The sequence below is a fragment of the Corynebacterium sp. KPL2838 genome (genome assembly GCF_040225455.1).
Lineage (GTDB): Bacteria > Actinomycetota > Actinomycetes > Mycobacteriales > Mycobacteriaceae > Corynebacterium > Corynebacterium rhinophilum.
The window spans coordinates 17,712-38,122 of the sequence record NZ_JBEHFT010000008.1 but is presented as its reverse complement, the minus strand read 5'-3'; the positions used below and the strand labels follow the sequence as shown (position 1 = coordinate 38,122).

The 20,411-nt window shown below is 61.2% G+C and carries 18 protein-coding genes; all 18 read right to left on the bottom strand.

Annotated elements, in window-relative coordinates; translation table 11 throughout:
• Positions 1-51: 51 nt before the first annotated feature.
• Positions 52-528, bottom strand: coding sequence for a 6,7-dimethyl-8-ribityllumazine synthase (ribH, locus tag ABRP98_RS04390; protein ID WP_023017454.1), 477 nt, complete (start codon positions 526-528; stop codon positions 52-54).
• The gene (locus ABRP98_RS04385; protein ID WP_349857702.1) at positions 525-1,802 is read right to left on the bottom strand and encodes a bifunctional 3,4-dihydroxy-2-butanone-4-phosphate synthase/GTP cyclohydrolase II; all 1,278 of its coding nucleotides are present in this window, start codon (positions 1,800-1,802) and stop codon (positions 525-527) included. The genes ribH and ABRP98_RS04385 overlap by 4 nt, the downstream gene beginning before the upstream one ends.
• 11 nt (positions 1,803-1,813) lie before the next feature.
• Positions 1,814-2,428: a riboflavin synthase gene (locus ABRP98_RS04380; RefSeq protein ID WP_349857701.1), complete on the bottom strand. Its 615-nt coding sequence runs from the start codon at positions 2,426-2,428 to the stop codon at positions 1,814-1,816.
• A gap of 38 nt (positions 2,429-2,466) precedes the next feature.
• Complete coding sequence (gene ribD / locus ABRP98_RS04375) at positions 2,467-3,501, bottom strand: bifunctional diaminohydroxyphosphoribosylaminopyrimidine deaminase/5-amino-6-(5-phosphoribosylamino)uracil reductase RibD (protein WP_349857699.1); 1,035 nt, start codon at positions 3,499-3,501, stop codon at positions 2,467-2,469.
• On the bottom strand, positions 3,501-4,169 hold the full coding sequence (rpe, locus tag ABRP98_RS04370) for a ribulose-phosphate 3-epimerase (protein ID WP_349857698.1): 669 nt from the start codon (positions 4,167-4,169) through the stop codon (positions 3,501-3,503). The genes ribD and rpe overlap by 1 nt, the downstream gene beginning before the upstream one ends.
• 10 nt (positions 4,170-4,179) lie before the next feature.
• Positions 4,180-5,634 carry an RsmB/NOP family class I SAM-dependent RNA methyltransferase gene (locus ABRP98_RS04365; protein ID WP_349857745.1) on the bottom strand — a complete coding sequence of 485 codons (1,455 nt, stop codon included), beginning with the start codon at positions 5,632-5,634 and terminating at the stop codon, positions 4,180-4,182.
• A gap of 167 nt (positions 5,635-5,801) precedes the next feature.
• Positions 5,802-6,743, bottom strand: coding sequence for a methionyl-tRNA formyltransferase (gene fmt / locus ABRP98_RS04360; protein ID WP_349857696.1), 942 nt, complete (start codon positions 6,741-6,743; stop codon positions 5,802-5,804).
• A 75-nt stretch (positions 6,744-6,818) separates the two neighbouring features.
• The gene (gene def / locus ABRP98_RS04355) at positions 6,819-7,334 is read right to left on the bottom strand and encodes a peptide deformylase (RefSeq protein ID WP_349857695.1); all 516 of its coding nucleotides are present in this window, start codon (positions 7,332-7,334) and stop codon (positions 6,819-6,821) included.
• 52 nt (positions 7,335-7,386) lie between these two features.
• Positions 7,387-9,417, bottom strand: a complete 2,031-nt coding sequence (locus tag ABRP98_RS04350) for a primosomal protein N' (protein WP_284796102.1) — start codon at positions 9,415-9,417, stop codon at positions 7,387-7,389.
• Positions 9,418-9,428: 11 nt separating this feature from the next.
• The gene (gene metK, locus ABRP98_RS04345) at positions 9,429-10,661 is read right to left on the bottom strand and encodes a methionine adenosyltransferase (protein WP_284796101.1); all 1,233 of its coding nucleotides are present in this window, start codon (positions 10,659-10,661) and stop codon (positions 9,429-9,431) included.
• 97 nt (positions 10,662-10,758) lie between these two features.
• Entirely contained in the window at positions 10,759-12,012 is a 1,254-nt protein-coding gene (gene coaBC, locus ABRP98_RS04340) for a bifunctional phosphopantothenoylcysteine decarboxylase/phosphopantothenate--cysteine ligase CoaBC (protein ID WP_284830978.1), read from the bottom strand.
• Positions 12,013-12,150: 138 nt separating this feature from the next.
• Positions 12,151-12,453: a DNA-directed RNA polymerase subunit omega gene (gene rpoZ, locus ABRP98_RS04335; RefSeq protein WP_005279075.1), complete on the bottom strand. Its 303-nt coding sequence runs from the start codon at positions 12,451-12,453 to the stop codon at positions 12,151-12,153.
• Positions 12,454-12,493: 40 nt separating this feature from the next.
• Positions 12,494-13,063 carry a guanylate kinase gene (gene gmk, locus ABRP98_RS04330; RefSeq protein WP_349857692.1) on the bottom strand — a complete coding sequence of 190 codons (570 nt, stop codon included), beginning with the start codon at positions 13,061-13,063 and terminating at the stop codon, positions 12,494-12,496.
• A gap of 8 nt (positions 13,064-13,071) precedes the next feature.
• Positions 13,072-13,395, bottom strand: coding sequence for an integration host factor, actinobacterial type (gene mihF, locus ABRP98_RS04325; protein WP_023017443.1), 324 nt, complete (start codon positions 13,393-13,395; stop codon positions 13,072-13,074).
• Between the two features lie 259 nt (positions 13,396-13,654).
• Positions 13,655-14,494, bottom strand: a complete 840-nt coding sequence (gene pyrF / locus ABRP98_RS04320) for an orotidine-5'-phosphate decarboxylase (RefSeq protein ID WP_349857691.1) — start codon at positions 14,492-14,494, stop codon at positions 13,655-13,657.
• Positions 14,478-17,819 (bottom strand): carbamoyl-phosphate synthase large subunit, encoded by a 3,342-nt coding sequence (carB, locus tag ABRP98_RS04315; protein WP_284610197.1) that lies wholly within the window; start codon positions 17,817-17,819, stop codon positions 14,478-14,480. The genes pyrF and carB overlap by 17 nt, the downstream gene beginning before the upstream one ends.
• A 25-nt stretch (positions 17,820-17,844) precedes the next feature.
• The gene (gene carA / locus ABRP98_RS04310; RefSeq protein ID WP_023028843.1) at positions 17,845-19,005 is read right to left on the bottom strand and encodes a glutamine-hydrolyzing carbamoyl-phosphate synthase small subunit; all 1,161 of its coding nucleotides are present in this window, start codon (positions 19,003-19,005) and stop codon (positions 17,845-17,847) included.
• Positions 19,006-19,047: 42 nt separating this feature from the next.
• On the bottom strand, positions 19,048-20,385 hold the full coding sequence (locus ABRP98_RS04305; RefSeq protein WP_349857688.1) for a dihydroorotase: 1,338 nt from the start codon (positions 20,383-20,385) through the stop codon (positions 19,048-19,050).
• Positions 20,386-20,411 lie beyond the last annotated feature (26 nt).

The following is a 20,411-nucleotide window of genomic DNA, read 5'->3' as shown; positions in this document are numbered from 1 at the left end:
TCTGGAAGTCCTGCCTGCCGGTCAATGGTCAGGATTTCGATTGGCCTTTTATTAATATTCTGCGTTTAGTCTACGCAATTGCAACGCGGTGTCTAAAGCCGCGATCATGGATTCTGCGCCCTTATTTTCCGCCGAGTCAGGGAATCCTGCGCGGTCGATGGCCTGCTGCTGGTCATTGACGGTCAAGACACCATTGCCAATCGGCGTCGATTCATCCAAGGAGATGCGCGTTAGGGCTTGGGTGACGGAATCGCAGACATAATCAAAGTGCGGAGTGCCACCGCGGATGACGCACCCCAAGGCAACGACGGCATCGAATTTCCGCGCGGCTGCCTGAACAACCACGCCCAATTCCAGGGAACCAACGACCCGGAATTCTGCGACTTCTGCCCCATTTGCACGGGCAGTCTCCACTGCCTGCTGGTGCAGCTGATCGCAGACCTCTTCGTTCCACGTTGCGGTCACGACCGCGACGCGGAGGCCGCGCGCATCTACCTGCGCGATAGCGGGTAATCCTTCTTTACTCATTTGCCTAATTCTCCTTCGTGCTGCGCGTCCCACTGTGCCACCTGCGGAAGATCGTGGCCCATGCGGTCGCGTTTGGTCCGCAGATACCGAATATTATCGGCGTTGGCGGCGATGGTAAGTGGGATATGTTGGCTGACTTCGATGCCGAATCCGGCGAGCCCTTCCCCCTTGTGCGGGTTATTGGTCAACAGTTGTGCCGATTCCACCCCAAGGTCCTTCAGGATCTGGCCCGCCACGGAATACTCCCGGGCATCTTCTGGCAGGCCTTGTTCCAAATTGGCGTCGACCGTATCCCAGCCCTCGTCCTGGAGGCGGTACGCCTGGAGCTTGTGCACCAATCCGATTCCGCGGCCTTCGTGGCCGCGCAGGTAAATTACTACCCCGCTGCCGGCTTCCTGCACCTTGCGCAGGGATTCTTGCAATTGGGGACCGCAGTCGCACCGGCGCGAGCCAAAGACATCGCCGGTAAGGCACTCAGAGTGCACGCGCACCACAATATCGCGGGCACCGCGAAGCTGCGCGGGATCGCCGGCGATTAAGGCAATATGTTCTTGGCCGTCAAGGTCATGCCGGTAACCAATCGCGGTGAATTCGCCATACTCTGTGGGCAGGTGGGTTTCCACCGCGCGCTGGGTTTGCACCTCGTGGTGGCGGCGCCACTCAATAAGCTGCGCGATAGAGATCAGTGCGAGGCCGTGCTTATCGGCAAAACGGCGCAGTTCCGGCCCGCGGGCCATATCCGTCGGGTCTTCTTCTGATACGACTTCACACAGCACGCCGGCGGGACGAAGGCCTGCAAGGCGTGCCAAATCGACGGCGGCTTCGGTGTGCCCATCGCGCTCTAATACCCCGCCGGGTCGCGCGCGCAGCGGGACGACGTGGCCTGGCCGAGTAAAGTCGCTGGAGCGAGTCGAAGAATCAGCCAAGCGGCGGATGGTTTCTGCGCGGGAGGCCGCAGAAATCCCGGTAGAGCCCGTTGCCGCATCCACGGTGACCGTATAGGCGGTCTGGCGCACGTCCTGATTCTGCGCCATCATCGGCGGCAAATCGAGCCGCTGGCAATCTTCCGGCATTAATGAGGCGCAGACGTACCCGGAGGAATACCGCACCATAAACGCGACCAGTTCCGGGGTTGCCAGCTCCGCGGCAAAGATTAGATCCCCTTCGTTTTCCCGTCCTTCATCATCCATGACGATGACCGGCTTGCCGGCAGCAATCTCCGCAATGGCGTGATCGATGGCATCAAAATGGATGCTCTCTTCAGTCGCGAACATAACCTAGCAGTCTAGTCCTTTGCTTGAGCAATTCCGGATTCGGGGTGAAGCATCTTTTCTACATACTTCGCCAGCACATCCACCTCGAGGTTTACGATATTGCCGGGCTGAGATTCTCCGTGCGTCGTCTCCCGCAAGGTGGTGGGAATAAGGGAGACCTCAAACCAGTCCTTACCTACGGCGCTGACCGTCAAAGACGTACCGTTGACCGCAATAGAGCCCTTTTCCACGACGTACTGGGTAAGCTCGCGGGGCAAGCTAAAGCGCAGCACGTCCCAGTGCTCCGAATGCTCGCGCGTGACCAACCGTGCCGTGCCATCGACATGGCCCTGCATAATGTGTCCACCCAGCCGCGTGGTGGGCAGTACTGCCGGCTCGACATTCACCCGCGCGCCTTCTTCCAGCTGACCGAGTCCCGTCCGGTCCAAAGATTCTCGCATCACATCGGCGCAGAAAATATCCCCATCCAATTCCGCGATGGTAAGGCACACGCCATTGATGGCAATGGAATCCCCTAGGTGCGCGTCACTCACCGTCTGCGGTGCGCGGATGCTCAACCGCAGTGCATCCGCCTGCGGTTCTAGTGCGGCCACCGTTCCTAGCTCTTGTACTAGCCCTGTAAACAATGATTCCCCTTGTATTTATCTCTAAATTATCTAATCTTTTAACGCTCGTTCCGCGCCTCGTATTCTACGAGGACATCGGGCCCGAGGCTGGTGGTGCGCACGGTGGTAAAACGTGGGGCATCGGCAAGCGTATGCGCCACCGCATTCGCCAGAACCCCGCGCCCCTGGCCTAACAGGATAGGGGCAATATACGCCGCGAGTGCATCCACGACACCGGCCTCGATGAAGCTCCGGGCCAGACCAGCTCCGCCTTCAACCAAGACGTCGCGGGCGCCGCTGGCATACAGCTCCTTCAGCGCGCCCTCGATGGTGTCATATTGTTCAAAACCCAGCCGCTGCAGGTGCGAGGCCTTCTCACCGGCGGCCTGGAGCTCGCGCTTGCCGATGACCACGCGGCGCGGCTGATGCTCGCGCAGACTCCCATCGCTAAAGCGCGCGGTAAGGGAGGGGTTATCGGCAAGCGCGGTGCCGGTGCCGATGATGATGGCATCGCGCCGCGCCCTATCGGCGTGAACCCACTCGCGGGCCTTAGGCCCGGTGATCCACTGGCTCGTGCCATCGGCGGCAGCGGTAAACCCATCTAAGGTCTGCGCAAATTTCAGGGTGACGTGCGGGCGCTGCAGTTTTACCGCACGCAACCAGGCATGCACCGCGTCTTCGACGCCATCCGGTGCGGTGAGCTCGCCCACCTCCACCCCGGCGGCGGCCAGGGCCTGCGCTCCCCCGCCTGCTTGTGGCGTGGGATCGGCATGCAAGTAGTACACGCGGGCAATTCCGGCATCGATAAGCGCCGTGGCACAGGGACCCGTCCTTCCCGTATGCGCGCAGGGCTCCAGGGTGACCACGGCCGTACCGCCGCGGGCTTTCTCGCCGGCCGCGCGCAGCGCCATGACTTCCGCGTGGGCGCCACCCACCGGCTGGGTCGCACCAATGCCCGCAACGGCGCCGGTTGCTGACAAAATCACCGCACCTACCGGTGGATTGGGGCTCGTGGTACCGCGCACCGCCGCACCGGCCTGCATGGCCTGGACCAATGCTTCGGACACGTTGGTTTCATCCATCGCGCCGGCCATTATGAACGCGCCGCAAGCGCGCGCAGTTCTTCCACCGCCTGCGCTGGATCATCGCTTTTGAATACGGCCGATCCCGCCACGAAGGAATCGCATCCGGCCTCGGCTGCCAAGGCAATGGTATCCGGATCGATACCGCCGTCGATCTCAATGATGGTATCGAGATTCTGCTGGTCGATGCTCTCGCGCAGGGCGCGGACCTTATCCAGCATGTCGGGCATAAATTTCTGGCCGCCAAAACCTGGCTCTACGGACATGACCAGCACCTCATCGAAGTGATGCAGCTTGTCTAGCCACGGCTCGATGGGCGTATCCGGTTTGATGGAAAAGGCCGCACGCGCACCTAGGTCCCGGATCTTGTGGGCCAAGTCCACCGCGGCGACCTCATCCTCTACCGCCTCCACGTGGAAAATGATAGTGGTGGCACCGGCCTTGATGTAGGTCTCCACCCATTTCGCCGGCTCCTCAATCATCAGGTGCACGTCAAGCGGCTTATCCGTGGACTTTCTCACCGTGGCCGTAATATCCGGGCCAAAGGAAAGGTTGGAGACAAAGTGCCCGTCCATGATGTCTACATGGATCCAATCAGCGTTGGAAATGGCCTCTAGTTGTTCACCCAACCGCGCGAAGTCAGCAGCCAAAATTGACGGAGAAATAAGTGGTGCAGGCATACCGTTAATTCTAGCTCCCTTCCTCATCGCCGCGCCGCAATACCGCCATGAACATGGCATCGGTGCCGTGGCGGTGCGGCCACATTTGAACGGATTTTTCTTTGCCCACATTGCCCATATCTGGGATAAATTCCCGCGCATCTAGCTCCTGTGCACCCAGCTTTTCTACCGCCTGGTCCACGATGGCGCGGGTTTCGCGAAGGTCCGGCGAACACGTGGAATAGACTACGACCCCGCCCGGCCGCACGAGCTTGAGGGCAGAGGACAACAGCTCGAATTGCAGTGTCGAAAGCTCGGCAATATCGGCTTCAGATTTCCGCCAGCGTGCCTCTGGGCGGCGACGCAATGCGCCCAGCCCCGAACACGGCGCGTCCACCAAGATGCGATCGAATCCCGAGCCGACCTCTGGGTTGCGGCCATCGGCCACGTGGACGGTCACCGGCAACCCCTGCACCGTCTTTTCAATCAGTTTCGCGCGGTGCGGCGATACTTCTACCGCATCGACGTGCGCGGATTCGATGCGCGCCAAGGCCCCCATCAGGGCCGCCTTGCCGCCCGGGCCTGCGCACAGGTCGAGCCAGCGTCCCTGGTCGGTACCGCTGACGGGCACCTCGCAGACCGCGCGGGCGATAAGCTGTGAGCCTTCATCTTGTACCGCGGCCATTCCCTGCTGGACCGGTTCCAATTGGCCTGGATCCCCGGAATCCATATACACCGCGTAGGGCGAATAGGTACCTTCTTCGTTTCCGGTAATCAGCGCCAATTCCTCGGCAGAAATTTCGCCTGGACGTGCCACCAAATGCACGCTCGGGCGCTCGGAATCCGTTGCTAGGGCAGCCGGCAATTCCTCGGGGTCTACAACGCGGGCAAAAGACTCCGCGATCCACGTTGGGTGCGCATGCCTAAAGGCCAGGCTTGCAACCTCGCCTTCTGGGGCCAGCCGCTTGAGCCACTCGTTCGGCGGCGTGCGGGTAATGGTGCGCAAGATGCCATTGGCGAATCCCTTAGCTTTTTCTTCCCCGCCCGCCACGACGAGCCGGACGGAGGTATCTACCGCCGCGTGGGGTTCTACGCGCGTATACAGCACCTGGTAGGTGCCCAGGCGCAGGGCATCGATGACCATCGACGAGATTGACTCAAGCTCGCGCGAAGAACACTGCGCGATCACCGCATCGAGCACACCCAAGGTGCGCAGGGTGCCATAGGTAATCTCCGTGGCGAATGCGGCATCGCGGCCAGAAAGTTTCTGCTTTCGCAGGGCCTTGGGCAGGACGAGGTTGGCAAACGCATCTTCTTCGCTTACCCGGCGCACCACATCGAAGGCAACGGCGCGGGCCGGATCCACGCCCTGGTCGATGGCGGCCTGCACCAGTGTTTTCCCCGCGCCCGTGTTCTTTGTGCCCGCATTCCGATTATCTCGGTTTCCTCGGTTATCCCGGTGGTCGCGGTTGCGCTGGTCCTGCATGCCCCGACCACGCTGGGCGGATCCACGTTGGGAGGGCCCACGCTGGCCTTGGCCGCGCTGCGCACTGCCACGCTGCGCATTACCGCGTTGGGGCGCGCCGTTCTTGCCGTGTTGTTTAGCCTCCGGCGCCTTGTCGCCGGACTTACTGCGGGAGCGGAATCCACCAGTCACTGGAACCTCACCTCTGCGTTCTTTCCTAATCCACGCGCCCAATCGGCCGCATTCATCATCTTTTTACCCGGTGGCTGAATCCTATCCAGCTGCACCAGCTGCGTCGCGGTCCCGATATACACCGCATCCTTGTTAATCAGCGCCTCGCCAGGCGCTAGGTGCTTGTCGATGCCCTCGGTAACGCGAACCGGGCCGACCTTGAGGCGGGCATCGTCAAGCAGCGTCCATGCGCCCGGGCCCGGGGAGTGGGCGCGGATATGCCGGTCAATGGCAAAGGCTGGCTGCGCCCAGTCGATGCGCGCTGCCGCGGTAGAGATTTTCGGCGCATAGGTGGCCTCTCCTTTTTGGGCCTGCGGCTCCAGCGTGCCGGCCTCGAGCCCATCCATGGTGGCTACTAGGAGATCTGCCCCGGAATACGCGAGCCGGGTGAGCAGATCGTCTGCGGTATCCGTCCCAGTGATGCCTTCTGTGACCGTGGCGAATACCGGGCCTGTATCCAGGCCTTCTTCGATCCGGAAGGTGGATGCGCCGGTAATATCATCGCCTGCCGCGATAGCCGCTTGTACCGGTGCCGCGCCACGCCAGGCGGGAAGGAGGGAAAAGTGCAGGTTGACCCAACCATGGCGCGCGACATCCAAGAGATCCTTGCTAATGAGATTGCCATAGGCCACCACCGGGATGGCCTCTGGCTGCAGCTCGGCCAAGCGCTGGCGCAGGTTATCGCCATCTTCCGTGCCAGGCCGCAGCGTGGATGGGGTCAGCACCTCGATGCCGTGCTCTTGCGCCAGCGCCTTTACCGGGCTCGGGTGAAGGCTGCGGCCCCTGCCCTTCTTCGCATCGGGCCGGGTAATGACCGCTACCACTTCGTGGCTGGAGGCAAGCAATTTCTCCAATGCCACCACCGCCGGTTCTGGGGTGCCGGCAAAAATAATCCGCATATTGGATGAGTCTCCTCGAGGTCTCGGGTGAAAATTCTAGGGTACAACGACCCCGCCTGCGTTGCCGAAGCTCGCCTAGCCCGCGGTATTAAACCAATCGGCTTCGCGGATGGTACGCATGGCGGTCTTGCGGTCGTCGTCACCAAGCCGGCGCAGGAATAACACCCCGTCAAGGTGATCGGTTTCATGCTGAATGCACCGCGCCAAAAGGCCGGAGGCCACCATTCCCACCGGCCTGCCTTCTACATCGCGCCCAGAGACAAATACCCGATTGTGCCGCGGCGTATCGGCGCGAATCCCAGGAATGGATAGGCAGCCTTCCGGGCCAGTCTGCATGTCCTCTCCCAAAGACGTCCACACGGGGTTAATCAGAGCCCCGCGCAACCCGGTCTGCGTATGTGAGCAGTCATAGACAAAGATGCGCTTGAGAATGCCCACTTGGTTCGCCGCGAGCCCCACCCCACCGGCGGCATCCATAGTTTCCAACATGTTCTGCGCCAGCGTGCGCAGGCTGGAATCAAAGGTCGTAATCTCTTCGGCCCGCGTGCTCAGTACGGGATCCCCGTAGAGCCTGATGTCTAATTCCGCCACTGATTTATCCCTTTCTCTTGTACTGCCTAACCGCTTAAGTCTATGCGCACTTCTAACCCACGTGAATGGGATCGACCATGATGCGTAGTGGCAATTCATCCTTCCGGGCGCTGCGCGCCGCATTAGCCTTGCGCAATGCGCGCCCAAGCTGCGATCGCGGCCCCAGCGGGGCGCGAACCACCAAGCGTTGCGGTGGGCCAAAGCGGTCCGCATCGTATTCCCCGGGAAGGCTGTCCCCTGGCGGGAGCGGAACCGGGCCTAAGACCTCGGCGTGCTCTGGCAGATCGACCAGCTTCTCGAAGGAATCCAGTGCCGCGTCCGCCCCATCAATGGCGGCAAAGTGCACGGCTGGTGGAAAGCGCACCTCGCGCCGGGCACGCAATTCTTCTGCAGCGGCCGCGACCATGTCCCAGCTCATGAAGTGGCGCACGACGGGAAGTTCCGGATCCGCGGCGATTATGACGCGCCCGCCCTTGAAATGCGGCCTGACCATGGTGGCCGCCTGCGCCCATTTGGCCAGGCAGTCCTCGGTGGCGCGCAAATCCTGCCGATTCAATAAGGTGCCTGCATCCAATAAGAGGGCCGCGCCATAGGCGCCGCCTTTCACCCGCGGCTCAGCGCCCGGGGTAGCAATCACTAATGCAGGGGCATTCTCAATTGAGCCCACAACCTTATTGCCGCCGGAGACCACAACGGATGTATTGGGAAAGGCCCGCCCCAATTCCTCCGCGGTGCGTTCGGAGCCTAAAACGATAGCGCGCAGGCGCGGCGAACCGCACTCGGTACAGCGGTGGTTGGTGGCAATGCGCCCACACCAACGGCAGGTAGGCATGACCGCCTCCTCGCTTGAGCGCTCGGAACTCGGAGGCAACCCCAATGGCCCGTTGCAGTGACGGCACCGCGCAGGAGAATGGCACTTTCCACAAGCCAAAATAGGCGCATACCCCTTGCGCGGGACCTGCACAAGCACCGGTTCACCGCGGTCGAGGGCCTGCTGCGCTGCCTGAAAGGCCGGCGCTTGCACAGAGGTCGTACCGCCCTCCAAATCCCGGGAAATGGACAGCCCGTAGGCACCAATGGCCAAAATATCGGGCCGGCGTGCCTCTATGGTTGAGCTACTCGGCACGAGGTCGTGTGCCCACCCAGAGTCCACCAATAATTGAGTTTCTGCCGTGCGCGAATGGTTGGCCGCAATGAAGCTGCAATTTTCGAATGCAGAGCGGGTGGTAAGCACCTCCCGGGCGTGGACGTAGGGCTTGATATTGTCTACCAAGTTATCGTTGCCGTCATCAAAAATGACGGCCAGCTGCAGGTTCTCCACGGGAGTAAAAGCCGCCGAGCGCGTACCAATGACTATTCGCGCCTGGCCCACCAAGGCCGAAAGGTACCGGCGATAACGCGCCTGCGGGCCCATACTATTGGTAAGCACCGTGATTTGTTTCGGCCCGACGACAGCGCGCAGGGCGTTTTCCAAGGAATCGATTACCTTTTGGTCTGGGACGACGATAAGGACACCTCCCCCGCCCAAGGCGACCTTGGCAGCTAAGGCCGCGAGTGCATCTTCCCATTCATCGCCGGGAGCGATTTGCCATGCGGCGCGGGCTAATTTCCCGCCCAAGATGGAATCAACAAATGTTTCACCATGCTGATAGGCAGACCACCCCGATAAATCGGGCTCGCTGGCTGCGCCGAGGTCTTCCCACGGCGTATCCAAATCCGCTTCTTCCGCCTTTGCATGCCGCGGCGGAATGGCAGAGCGAATGATATCGGAGCAAATTCCGCCATAGCGATCCGCAAGGGCTTCTACCAGCCGGGACAGCTGCGGTGGGTAGACCTGAAATGGTGAGATGACTCGCTCAATAAAGCGCAGCTGCCCACCGAAGTCGGAATCATGCTTGCGCTCGACGATGATCGCATCCACCAGGCGCCCATTGAACCGAATGCGTACCTTCACCCCGGCTTGGGCACTATCGGATTCAGCCTCATCTACCAGGTAATCAAATCCCCGATCGAGGTGGGCAACCCCTAAAAGAGGCAACACCCGCGCGACCGGTTTCCGGGCGGCGGGTGTTTTCTTAGGCATAAGCCCACATTCTACAGACCAGCGGCAGCGCGCAATTCCTCCACGCGGTCCAGCTGCTCCCAAGGCAGGTCAACGTCGGTGCGACCGAAGTGACCGTAGGCGGCGGTCTGGCCGTAAATAGGACGCAGCAGATCCAATTCGCGGATGATGGCGGCTGGGCGAAGGTCGAAGACCTTATTAACGGCAGCCTGAATGTGCTCATCGGTCAGGTTCTGCTTCGCGGTGCCGAAAGTCTCGACGTATAGGCCGACCGGCTTGGCGCGACCGATGGCATAGGCCACCTGCACCTCTGCGCGGTCTGCCAGGCCTGCGGCGACGATATTCTTAGCCACCCAACGCATGGCGTAGGCCGCAGAGCGGTCCACCTTGCTGGGGTCCTTGCCGGAGAAAGCACCGCCGCCGTGGCGGGCCATGCCACCGTAGGTATCCACGATGATCTTGCGCCCGGTAAGGCCTGCATCACCCATCGGGCCACCCAAAATGAAGGAGCCGGAAGGGTTGACCAAGAGGTTGGTGTCCTCGGTGTAGTACTTATCAAGGCCGGCGTCCTTGATAACCCATTCCAACACCTCGCTGCGCAGGTGGGTTTCTAGCCACTGACTATCTACCTCAGGATCGTGCTGGGTAGAAATAACGACCGTATCCAGGTGAGACGGCTCATTGTTCTCGGTATATGCGAAGGTCACCTGGGTCTTGCCGTCCGGGCGCAGGTGGTCCACAATACCCTCTTTGCGCACCTGGGTCAGGCGGCGGGACAGGCGGTGTGCCAAGGCGATGGGCAATGGCATGTACTCCGCGGTTTCATTCGAAGCATAACCAAACATCAGGCCCTGGTCGCCGGCGCCGGCGGTGTCATTTTCTTCGTCATAATCCGCGCCCTGATCGCGTGCCTCGGTGGAGGTATCCACGCCAGCACCGATTTCCTGCGACTGCTCGCCGATGGCGATATTAACGCCACAGGTATTGCCATCGAAGCCCACATCGGAAGAGGTAAAGCCGATGGACTTCAGGGTCTCGCGCACGAGAGCCGGGATTTCCACGTAGGCATTGGTGCGAACTTCGCCCACGACGTGTACTTGGCCGGTGGTGACCAGGGTTTCCACGGCGACGCGGGACTCCGGATCCTTATCTAAAAGCGCATCCAAGATGGCATCCGAGATGGCGTCACAAATCTTGTCTGGGTGCCCCTCAGTAACGGACTCGCTTGTAAAAAGACGAGCTTCCACTGCAGCGTTATCAGTCACAAAAACTTCCTTTGATTATTACGTATTCGATACCGAGGCATTCTGCCCCAACCCATTACAAGGCAACCCTAGACCAAGCGGTCTATAAACGCAATATTTAATTTCCCGGTTCAATCATTTCATTCACGGCGTCCAGAATCTGCGCCGCGACGACCTGCTTGGATCCATGCTCTACGCGCTGTGGTTCCTCATTCCGCCTCAGGATCCACCCCTCGCTACTTTCCTGGCCAAAGGTCACGCCGCGGCCGACCTCATTAGCCATCAATACATCGCACCCCTTGCGCGCAAACTTTTCTTTCGCATAATCCAGCGCCGAAGAATCGCCATCCCCCGTCTCGGCCGCGAAACCGACGATGACGCACTTTTGCGGCACCTCGCCCTCCTCGCGCGCTGCCACGAGAGACTTCAAGATATCTGGGTTTTCCACCATCTCTAGCGTCGCGAGCGCATCATCCGCCTTGCCCTTTTTCATTTTGGACTCAGCCACGTTCGCGGGCCGGTAATCCGCGACCGCCGCGGCCATGATGACGATATCGGCATCGCGGGATTCCTCGCGCATCGCGGCCTCCAAGTCTTGGGCGGAAACGATATTCCGGATCGTAGCCCCGCTCGGTACGGGCAGCTCCGCCGTATTGCCTGCCACAACCGTGACATCCGCGCCCTTGTGTGCGGCGACCTCAGCCAGCGCAAACCCCTGCCTGCCGGAGGAACGGTTTCCTAAATAGCGAACCGGATCCAATTCCTCTTGAGTGCCACCGGCAGAGATCACGACCTTCAGCCCCGCCCAGCTGTGATCGATATGAAAACCCGCGAGCTCGGTGCGCGCGATGGCCGCAATCTGTTCTGGATCCGGCAGCCTGCCTGCGCCCGTATCCTTACCCGTAAGGCGCCCGTGCGCCGGCTCCATGACGGTAATGCCGCGTCGACGCAGGGTCTGCACATTGTCCTGTGTCGCTGGATTATTCCACATTTCCGTGTGCATGGCGGGCGCTACGATGATGGGACACGTTGCCACCAGCACGGTCGCGGTCAACAGATCATCGGCGCGTCCCGCAGCCAAGCGGGCAATAAGGTCAGCCGTGGCAGGGGCGATGACCACGGCATCAGCCTCCTGCCCTACAGCTACGTGTTGAACGTCCTCTACCGCCTCAAAAACACTCGTTGAGACGGGATTTCCGGATAATGCCTCAAAAGTGGCGGCACCTACGAAGTTCAATGCGCTTTCTGTAGGAACGACGCGAACATTATCGCCATGTTCTTTGAAATTGCGCACCAAGTGGCAGGCCTTATACGCGGCGATGCCACCGGCAACGCCCAACACGATATTGCGAGGAGAATTTAAGTCAGTCACATCGCCCAATCGTACCGTGCGGGCATGGCAAGAGCCCCAGCCGGCCACCACCGTAGTTCCACAGTAGTGAAACCATGTGGGGTTGGCCGGACGGGGCTGAAATGAGTCACAAGGTGCGCCCGCGAAAGCGCGCGCTACTTACTTGCCTTCCTCGTGGTCCAACAGACCTGCGTCGATTTCGCGCAGCGCGATGGACAGTGGCTTCTCGCCGGGCTCCGGGTTAACCAGCGGGCCGACGAACTCAAAGACGCCTTCATCTTGCTCTTGGTAGTAGCTATTGATCTGGCGCGCACGCTTGGCAGCGAAAATCACCAAGGCGTACTTGGAAGAAACCTTGTCCAACAGCTCATCGATTGGCGGGTCCGTAATGCCAATCGGGTCATCAAATACCGGTTCCGACTTCGCGGATTCAGTGTTAGAAGGGGTGGTCACGTTAGTCACATGCACCTTTACATTGGTTGAAGATGGTCAAAAGAAGAGTCTATCCACGCAGGATATCACTAATGGCGGCCACTGCCTCATCTAGGTTTTCATTGACCACAACGTGATCAAACTCATCCTGTGCAGCTAGTTCCTCGTACGCAGTGTGCAACCTACGATCAATGACGTCTTGCGGTTCGGTACCGCGACCGGTCAGGCGCTCTACCAACACCTCCCACGAAGGCGGTGCCAAGAAGACCAACTCCGCTTCCGGCAAGGCCTTGCGAACGCTGCGCGCACCGGCCAAATCGACCTCGACGAGAACCGGGCGACCGGCGTCCAAGGCCTCTCCTACGGGCCGGGCGGGTGTTCCGGAACGCTGCAATCCGCCGTGAATATCTGCCCATTCGAGCATCTCACCGGCATCAATGCGTTCCTGAAAGGCCTCAGGGGTGACGAAGAAATAATCCACGCCATCTTGCTCCCCGGGGCGGGGCTGGCGCGTTGTCATAGACACGCTGAAATACAGCCCCTCGACGTCATGCCGTAGACGCGAGACTACGGTGGATTTCCCCACTGCGGAAGGACCCGCCAACACGACGAGGCGACCGCGAGCAGTTGCGTCAGCCATAGACGTGATTATTCGTCGTCGTAACCGAAGCGCTCAAGCAGAGCACGACGCTGGCGCTCACCCAGACCGCGCAGGCGACGGGTCTGCGCAATCTCCAGATCTTCCATGATTTCCTTGGCCTTGACCTTGCCAACCTTAGGCAGAGCCTCGAGGAGTGCGGAAACCTTGGTCTTGCCGATGATCTCATCGGTCTCAGCCTTTTCCAGCACGTCCTTCAGGTCGGTCTCGCCGCGCTTAAGCGCAGCCTTGAGCTCAGCGCGAGCCTTGCGGGCCTCAGCGGCCTTTGCGAGAGCTTCCTTACGCTGCTCATCAGTCAACTTTGGAAGGGCCACGAGTTTCCTCCGATTCATTAGATTGCTTCTATTACTTCTGATACTTGGTACCAGATTCCGGTTGCCAAACGCGATGGAAATACCGCGGAAAGTTACCCTGAACCTTCGAGCACACCGACTTCTGATTATCCTAGCACCGCTAGTGACACGATGACGATAGGCGACCCAGATGGGTCACTCATTTTAGCACGTCAACGCACATGCCTAGACCAAAATACCAGGTAAACGGCGCGGCCGTTAATTGGCCCCGCCGCGTGTTCTAATCCCGGAATTGGTCCGCGGTATCGATCACCGCTTTGCGCAGGTCATCGACCTGGGGGCCGCGTTGCAAGACGGCACGGGAGACGTTGGCGAACCCAAGCTGCGGGCACGCAGACACAATGGAGTGCACCTGCGCGGGACCTGCCCCTTGGGCGCCGACGCCGGGAAGCAGCACCGGCCCATTAAGCGCGTCCAAGCGGGGTGGGTCCTCGACGGTCGCACCCACCACAACGCCGACGCTTCCAGCAACACCAGCCTCACGCGCAGAGGCATTAAAGGCGGCGCACTCATCGATAACCGCCTGGGCAATCGAGTCCGCAGTCCCCGCGGGCACCGCCTGAATGGCGCGCGCTTCTGGATTAGAGGTTGCCGCCAAGACGAAGACGCCCCGGTTGTTTTCTTGCGCCGTGGCAATGGCCGCGCCCAGCGCCCCTACGCCGAGATACGGCGATAAGGTCACCGAGTCGGCCCGCAGGGGCGAGGTATCGCCTAGCCAGGCATCGCCATAGCCTTCCATGGTGGAGCCGATATCGCCGCGCTTGGCATCCGCCACCGTCAGGCACCCTGCCTCGCGCAGGCCGGCCAGCGTTTCTTCCAAGACCGCAAAGCCTGCGGCACCGAAGCGTTCGAAGAAGGCCACCTGCGGCTTTACCAAAGCGGCGGAATCCGCAAAGGCCTCGACGCAGCGCAAGCTGAAAGTACGCAGGCCCTCGGCGGTATTATCCAGCCCCCACTTCTCTAAAAGGTACGGGTGCGGATCGATGCCTACGCAGAGGCGCCCGCGTTCGCGGCCGGCGTCTTCCAAGCGCTGGCCAAAGGTTTTAGTTGCGTGGTCCATGCTCAAGCTCCTGAAGTGCGCGAACCTGCAAATCACCCTGGCGCAGCGCCTCGATGCCCTGCACCGCCGCCGTAATGCCCTGGACCACCGTGACGAGCGGTAGGCCCATGTGCACCGCTGCGGCGCGGATATCATAGCCGTCGTGGCGCGCACCGGCAGAGCCGGCCGGCGTATTGAGAATCCAGTCAATCTCGCCGTTGAAAATCTTGTCCACGATGGACTCTTCGCCCTCCTTGGCCTCAGAGACCTTGACGGCAACCTCGCACTCGATGCCGTTGCGGCGCAGCATCTGCGCGGTACCGGCGGTAGCGACGATGTTGTATCCCATGCGCGCCAAGCGCTGGATGGGGAAAATCAGGGTGCGCTTATCCCGGTTGGCCACGGAGACGAAGATGGTTCCTTCCGTGGGCGGCACGGCAAAGGCGGCGATTTCGCCCTTGGCATAGGCTGCGCCAAAGTTGGTGGCCAGCCCCATAACCTCACCGGTGGACTTCATCTCCGGTGACAACAGGGTATCGAGAAGGCTACCGTCTGGCCGGCGGAAGCGCTCGAAGGGCAAGACCGCTTCCTTGACCGCAATCGGGTGGTCAAGCGGCAAGGAACCACCATCGTAGGCCGATGGGATAAGGCCTTCTTCTCGCAGTTCCGCGATGGTGGATCCCATCATGATGCGGGCGGCAGCCTTAGCCAGCGGCACGCCGGTCGCCTTGGACACGAACGGCACGGTGCGCGAGGCGCGCGGGTTGGCCTCAATGACATAAAGGATGTCATCCTTCAAGGCGAACTGGACGTTCATCAGCCCCTTCACACCGATGCCCTCGGCCAAGCGGCGCGTGGATTCGCGCACCTTGTCGATGTCCTCTGGCCCCAGCGTCATCGGCGGCAGGGCGCACGAGGAGTCGCCGGAGTGAACGCCGGCTTCCTCGATGTGCTCCATCACGCCGCCCAAGTAGACCTCGTTGCCGTCGCACAGGGCGTCGACATCGATCTCGATGGCCGAGTCCAAGAAGCGGTCCACCAAGACCGGGTGGTCTGGGGAGAGCTCGGTGGCGCGCTCGATATAGTTCTCCAGCGACTGCTCATCGTAGACGATTTCCATGCCGCTGCCGCCCAATACGTAGGAAGGGCGAACCAGAACCGGGTAGCCGATGGAGGCCGCGACCTTCCGAGCCTCCTCGAAGGAGGTTGCGGTGCCATACGATGGCGCTGCCAGCTCTGCCTCATCGAGGACCTTGCCGAATTCGCCGCGGTCCTCGGCGGAGTCAATGGCCGCAGGGCTGGTGCCCACCACCGGTACGCCGGCGGCGTCGAGGCGCTCTGCCAGGCCCAGCGGGGTTTGGCCGCCCAGCTGCACCAGCACGCCGGCAACCTCGCCGGAGGCTGCCTCTGCGTGGTAGACCTCCATGACGTCTTCGAAGGTCAGCGGCTCGAAGTACAGGCGGTCAGCGGTGTCATAGTCGGTCGATACCGTCTCTGGGTTGCAGTTGACCATCACGGTCTCATATCCCTTGCGGGAAAGCTCAAGGGCGGCGTGCACGCAGGAGTAGTCGAATTCGATGCCCTGGCCAATGCGGTTCGGGCCAGAGCCCAAGATGATGACCTTGCCCTTCGAGCCTTCCGGTGCTGGGTGCACCTCGGTTTCGGCATCGGGGTCCAACTCATAAGAGCTGTAGTGGTACGGCGTTTGCGCCTCGAACTCGCCGGCGCACGTATCGACGGTCTTGAAGACGGGGCGAATGCCCATGCGCCAGCGCAGGCTGCGCACGCCGTCTTCGCCGTTGAACTCGGGGCGCAGGGCGGCAATTTGGGCATCGGAAAGCCCAAAGACTTTGGCCTCGCGCAGGAGCTGCTCGGTGAGCACGGGGGCATCGACAAGCTCCTGGCGGAATTCCACCAGGCCCTCGAGCTCCGCGATGAACCATGGGTCCACGCCGGAGGCTTCGTGGACCTCATCCACCGTAGCGCCGAGGCGCAGGGCCAGCTCGATATCGTACATGCGGCCCTCGGTGGGGCGCTCGAGATCCTTGAGCACCGCCTGCACGTCGGTGGCGCGCTCGCCCGCAAAATACTCATCCGGCTTGGTCCAGAACCCGTTGGGCTTGTTTTCCAGCGAACGCATGACCTTATTCAGGCCAGAGATGTAGTTGCGGCCGATGCCCATGGCCTCACCCACAGATTTCATCGTGGTGGTCAAGGTGTCATCGGCGCCGGGGAATTTCTCGAAGGCAAAGCGGGGCGCCTTGACGATGACATAGTCCAAGGTCGGCTCGAACGCCGCCTGGGTTTCGCCGGTGATGTCATTTTGCACCTCATCCAAGGTGTAGCCGATGGCCAATTTCGCGGCCAGCTTGGCAATGGGGAAACCCGTGGCCTTGGAGGCCAGCGCCGAGGAGCGGGATACGCGCGGGTTCATCTCGATGACGATGATGCGGCCATCATCCGGGTTCAAGGCGAACTGGATATTGCAGCCGCCGGTATCGACGCCCACCTCGCGGATGATGTCGATGCCCAGATCGCGCATCTTCTGGAACTCGCGGTCCGTCAGCGTCAGCGCCGGTGCCACCGTCACGGAGTCACCGGTGTGCACGCCCAGGGCATCGACGTTTTCGATGGAGGCGACGACGACCACGTTGTCATCGCCATCGCGCATGAGCTCGAGCTCGAATTCTTTCCAGCCGAGGATGGATTCCTCGATGAGCACATTAGCCTCAGGCGAGGCCGCAAGCCCGCCGCCGGCGATGCGATCTAGGTCCTCGTTATTAAAGGCCAGGCCGGAACCCAGGCCACCCATGGTAAAGGACGGGCGCACCACGACGGGCAGGCCGAGCTTGTCGACGGTCTCGTGGACCTCATCCATGTTGTGGCACACCGCCGAGCGGGCGGATTCCCCGCCTACCGAGGCCACGATGTCTTTAAACTTCTGGCGGTCCTCGCCGCGCTCGATGGCATCGATATCGGCACCGATGAGCTCGATATCGTACTTATCCAAAATGCCCTGGCGGTCCAGCTGCACCGCGGCGTTCAGCGCGGTCTGTCCACCCAAGGTAGCCAGCACGGCGTCGATGGGGTGGCCTTCCTCGCTCTCCTTGACCAGGATCTTTTCAATGTATTCCGGCTCGATGGGCTCGACGTAGGTGTGGTCGGCGAACTCTGGGTCGGTCATGATCGTGGCCGGGTTCGAGTTCACCAGGGTCACGCGCAGGCCCTCATCCTTGAGGACGCGGCAGGCCTGGGTTCCGGAGTAGTCGAACTCGCAGGCCTGGCCGATGACGATGGGCCCGGAGCCGATGACCAGGACGTGATTAATGTCAGTGCGCTTTGGCATAATATTTCTTCCTTTTCCTGGGTGACTACTTATTCGGGGTGTGGTTGGCCATGAGCTCTAAGAATTGATCAAAGAGCGGGTTGGCATCGTGCGGGCCGGCGGCGGATTCCGGGTGGTACTGCACCGAAAAGGCCATGCCATTGCGCAGGGCGACGCCCTCGACCGTGTCATCGTTCAAGCAGATATGCGTGATGTGGGCCGGGCCGAAGTCCGAGGCGAATTCGGCGTCCTCATTGGCCAGGTCGTAGTTATCTGGCGCCTGCAGCGCGAAGCCATGGTTTTGGGAGGTGATATCGATCTTGCCGGTCAGCAGGTTGCGCACCGGGACGTTGATGCCGCGGTGTCCGAACTTCATCTTGTAGGTATCTAGGCCCAGCGCGCGCCCGAGCAGCTGGTTGCCAAAGCAGATGCCAAAGAACGGGATGTCCGCCGCGAGCACCTTTTTGATGGTGGCAACTGTGTCATCGGCAGTAGCCGGGTCGCCCGGGCCGTTGGAGACGAAGACGCCGTCCGGGTTATAGGACTGGACTTCTGCAAAGGTGGTGGTAGACGGCACCACGATGGTCTCGATGCCGCGCTGGGAAAGGTAGCGCGGCGTTGCGGATTTCACGCCCATGTCAAAGGCGACGATGGTGTGCTTCTTTTCTCCTTGGGCCTCAACAACATAGGGCTTATCGGTGGATACCTCGGCGGCAAGATCCGCGCCCTCCATGGAGGATTGGCTCTTTACCTCCTCGAGGAGTTCCTCGACGGGCCGGGTGGCGGCCTCTCCGGAGAAGAGGCCCGCGGAGATGGAACCGTAGTTGCGCAGGTGGCGCACCAAGGTGCGGGTATCGATGCCGCGGATGCCGATGACGCCTTGGGCCTGCATTTCTTCGCTCAAGCTGCGCTCGGCGCGCCAGCTGGATACGCGGCGGGACAGATCGCGGATAACCAGGCCTGCGACCCAAATATTATTGCCGTGGGACTCGTTGTCCTCATCGTTCCAGCCAGTATTGCCAATGTGCGGGGCGGCGGAGACGACGATCTGGCGGTGGTAGGACGGATCCGTCATCGTTTCCTGGTACCCGGTCATCGCGGTGGTAAATACGGCCTCACCGAGGGTGGTGCCGGTAGCGCCGAAGCCGTAGCCACGGAAGGTACGCCCATTCGCAAGGACGAGGATTGCTGGGGTTTTATCAGTCACGTCGTGGCCTTTCTGTGCCTTGATTGGGTGCTGTGTGCAAGGTTAGTCATGGGTAGCGGCGTTCAGATCGAACGTTACCGAGCCGCGCAAGATGGTGTGGGTAACTCGCGCACCAAATTCCTCGCCCGCATAAGGGTTATTCTGGGACTTGGATGCGAGCTGCGCGGAATCGGATACCCAGTGGTGTTGCGGGTCGACGATGGTTAAGTTGGCTGGCTCCCCCACTTCCAAGGGGCGACCGTGGCCTGGCAAACGGGTGATCTCGGCGGGGCGCTCGGACATGACGCGGGCGATAAAGCGCCAGTCCGCCAGGCCAGTTTCCACAAAGAGCTTGGCGATGACCGCCAGCGAGGACTCCAACCCCAACATGCCGGGGCGCGCGTTTTCGAATTCCACGCACTTGTCTTCGGAGCCGTGCGGCGCGTGGTCGGTGGCGACGCAGTCAATGGTGCCATCAAGAAGCGCCTGGCGCAGCGCCTCCGTATCGCGCTGTTCGCGCAGCGGCGGGTTCACGCGGAAGAGGCCGTCATAGGTGCGCAGTTTGTCATCGGTCATCAGCAGGTGGTGCGGGGTGACCTCTGCGGTAAGCGGAATATCGTGTTCCTTCGCCCACTGCAGCAGTTCCACCGTGCCCTGCGTGGAGGCGTGGCAGATGTGAACGCGGTTGCCGTAATCGCGGGCCAGCAAGGCGTCGCGGGCAACGATGGATTCCTCCGCCACGCGCGGCCAGCCGCGCAGGCCCAACCGTGCGGCGTTTTCGCCCTCGTGGGCAGACGATCCACCGGTCATGCGGTCATCCTCGGCGTGCTGGGCCAGTAGCACGTCCATGCCCTTGGCGTATTCCAGCGCGCGGCGCATCAGCTGTGGGTTCTGCACGCACTTGCCATCATCAGAGAACATGCGCACCTTGGCATCGCTGCGCGCCATCATGCCGAACTCCGTTAAGGATTTGCCTTCTAGGCCCTTGGTGATGGAGCCGACCGGGTGGACATCGCACAGCCCCAGCGCCTGGGACTTTGCCCATACGGATTCGGCGATGATGGGCTGATCCGTCACAGGCGTGGTATTGGCCATGGTAAACACCGCGGTAAACCCGCCCTTGGCCGCGGCCTTGGAACCGGACTCGATGGTCTCGGTATCCTCACGGCCTGGCTCGCGGAGGTGCACGTGCATGTCAACCAGGCCAGGCAGCAACACGTTGCCGCCACCGTCGATGGTCTCGGCACCCTCTGCCTGCACCTCGGGCCCGATGGAGTCAATAACCCCACCGCGAATGAGAACGTTGGTGGGTTCGCCTTCCCCGTACAGGCGAATATTTTTAATCAGTAGTGGGTTTTCGGCCGGGGCGGACAGCCGGCCGGTAGCTGGGTACGTAGTCATTTTCTCTCCCTTTTACGTGGCTTATG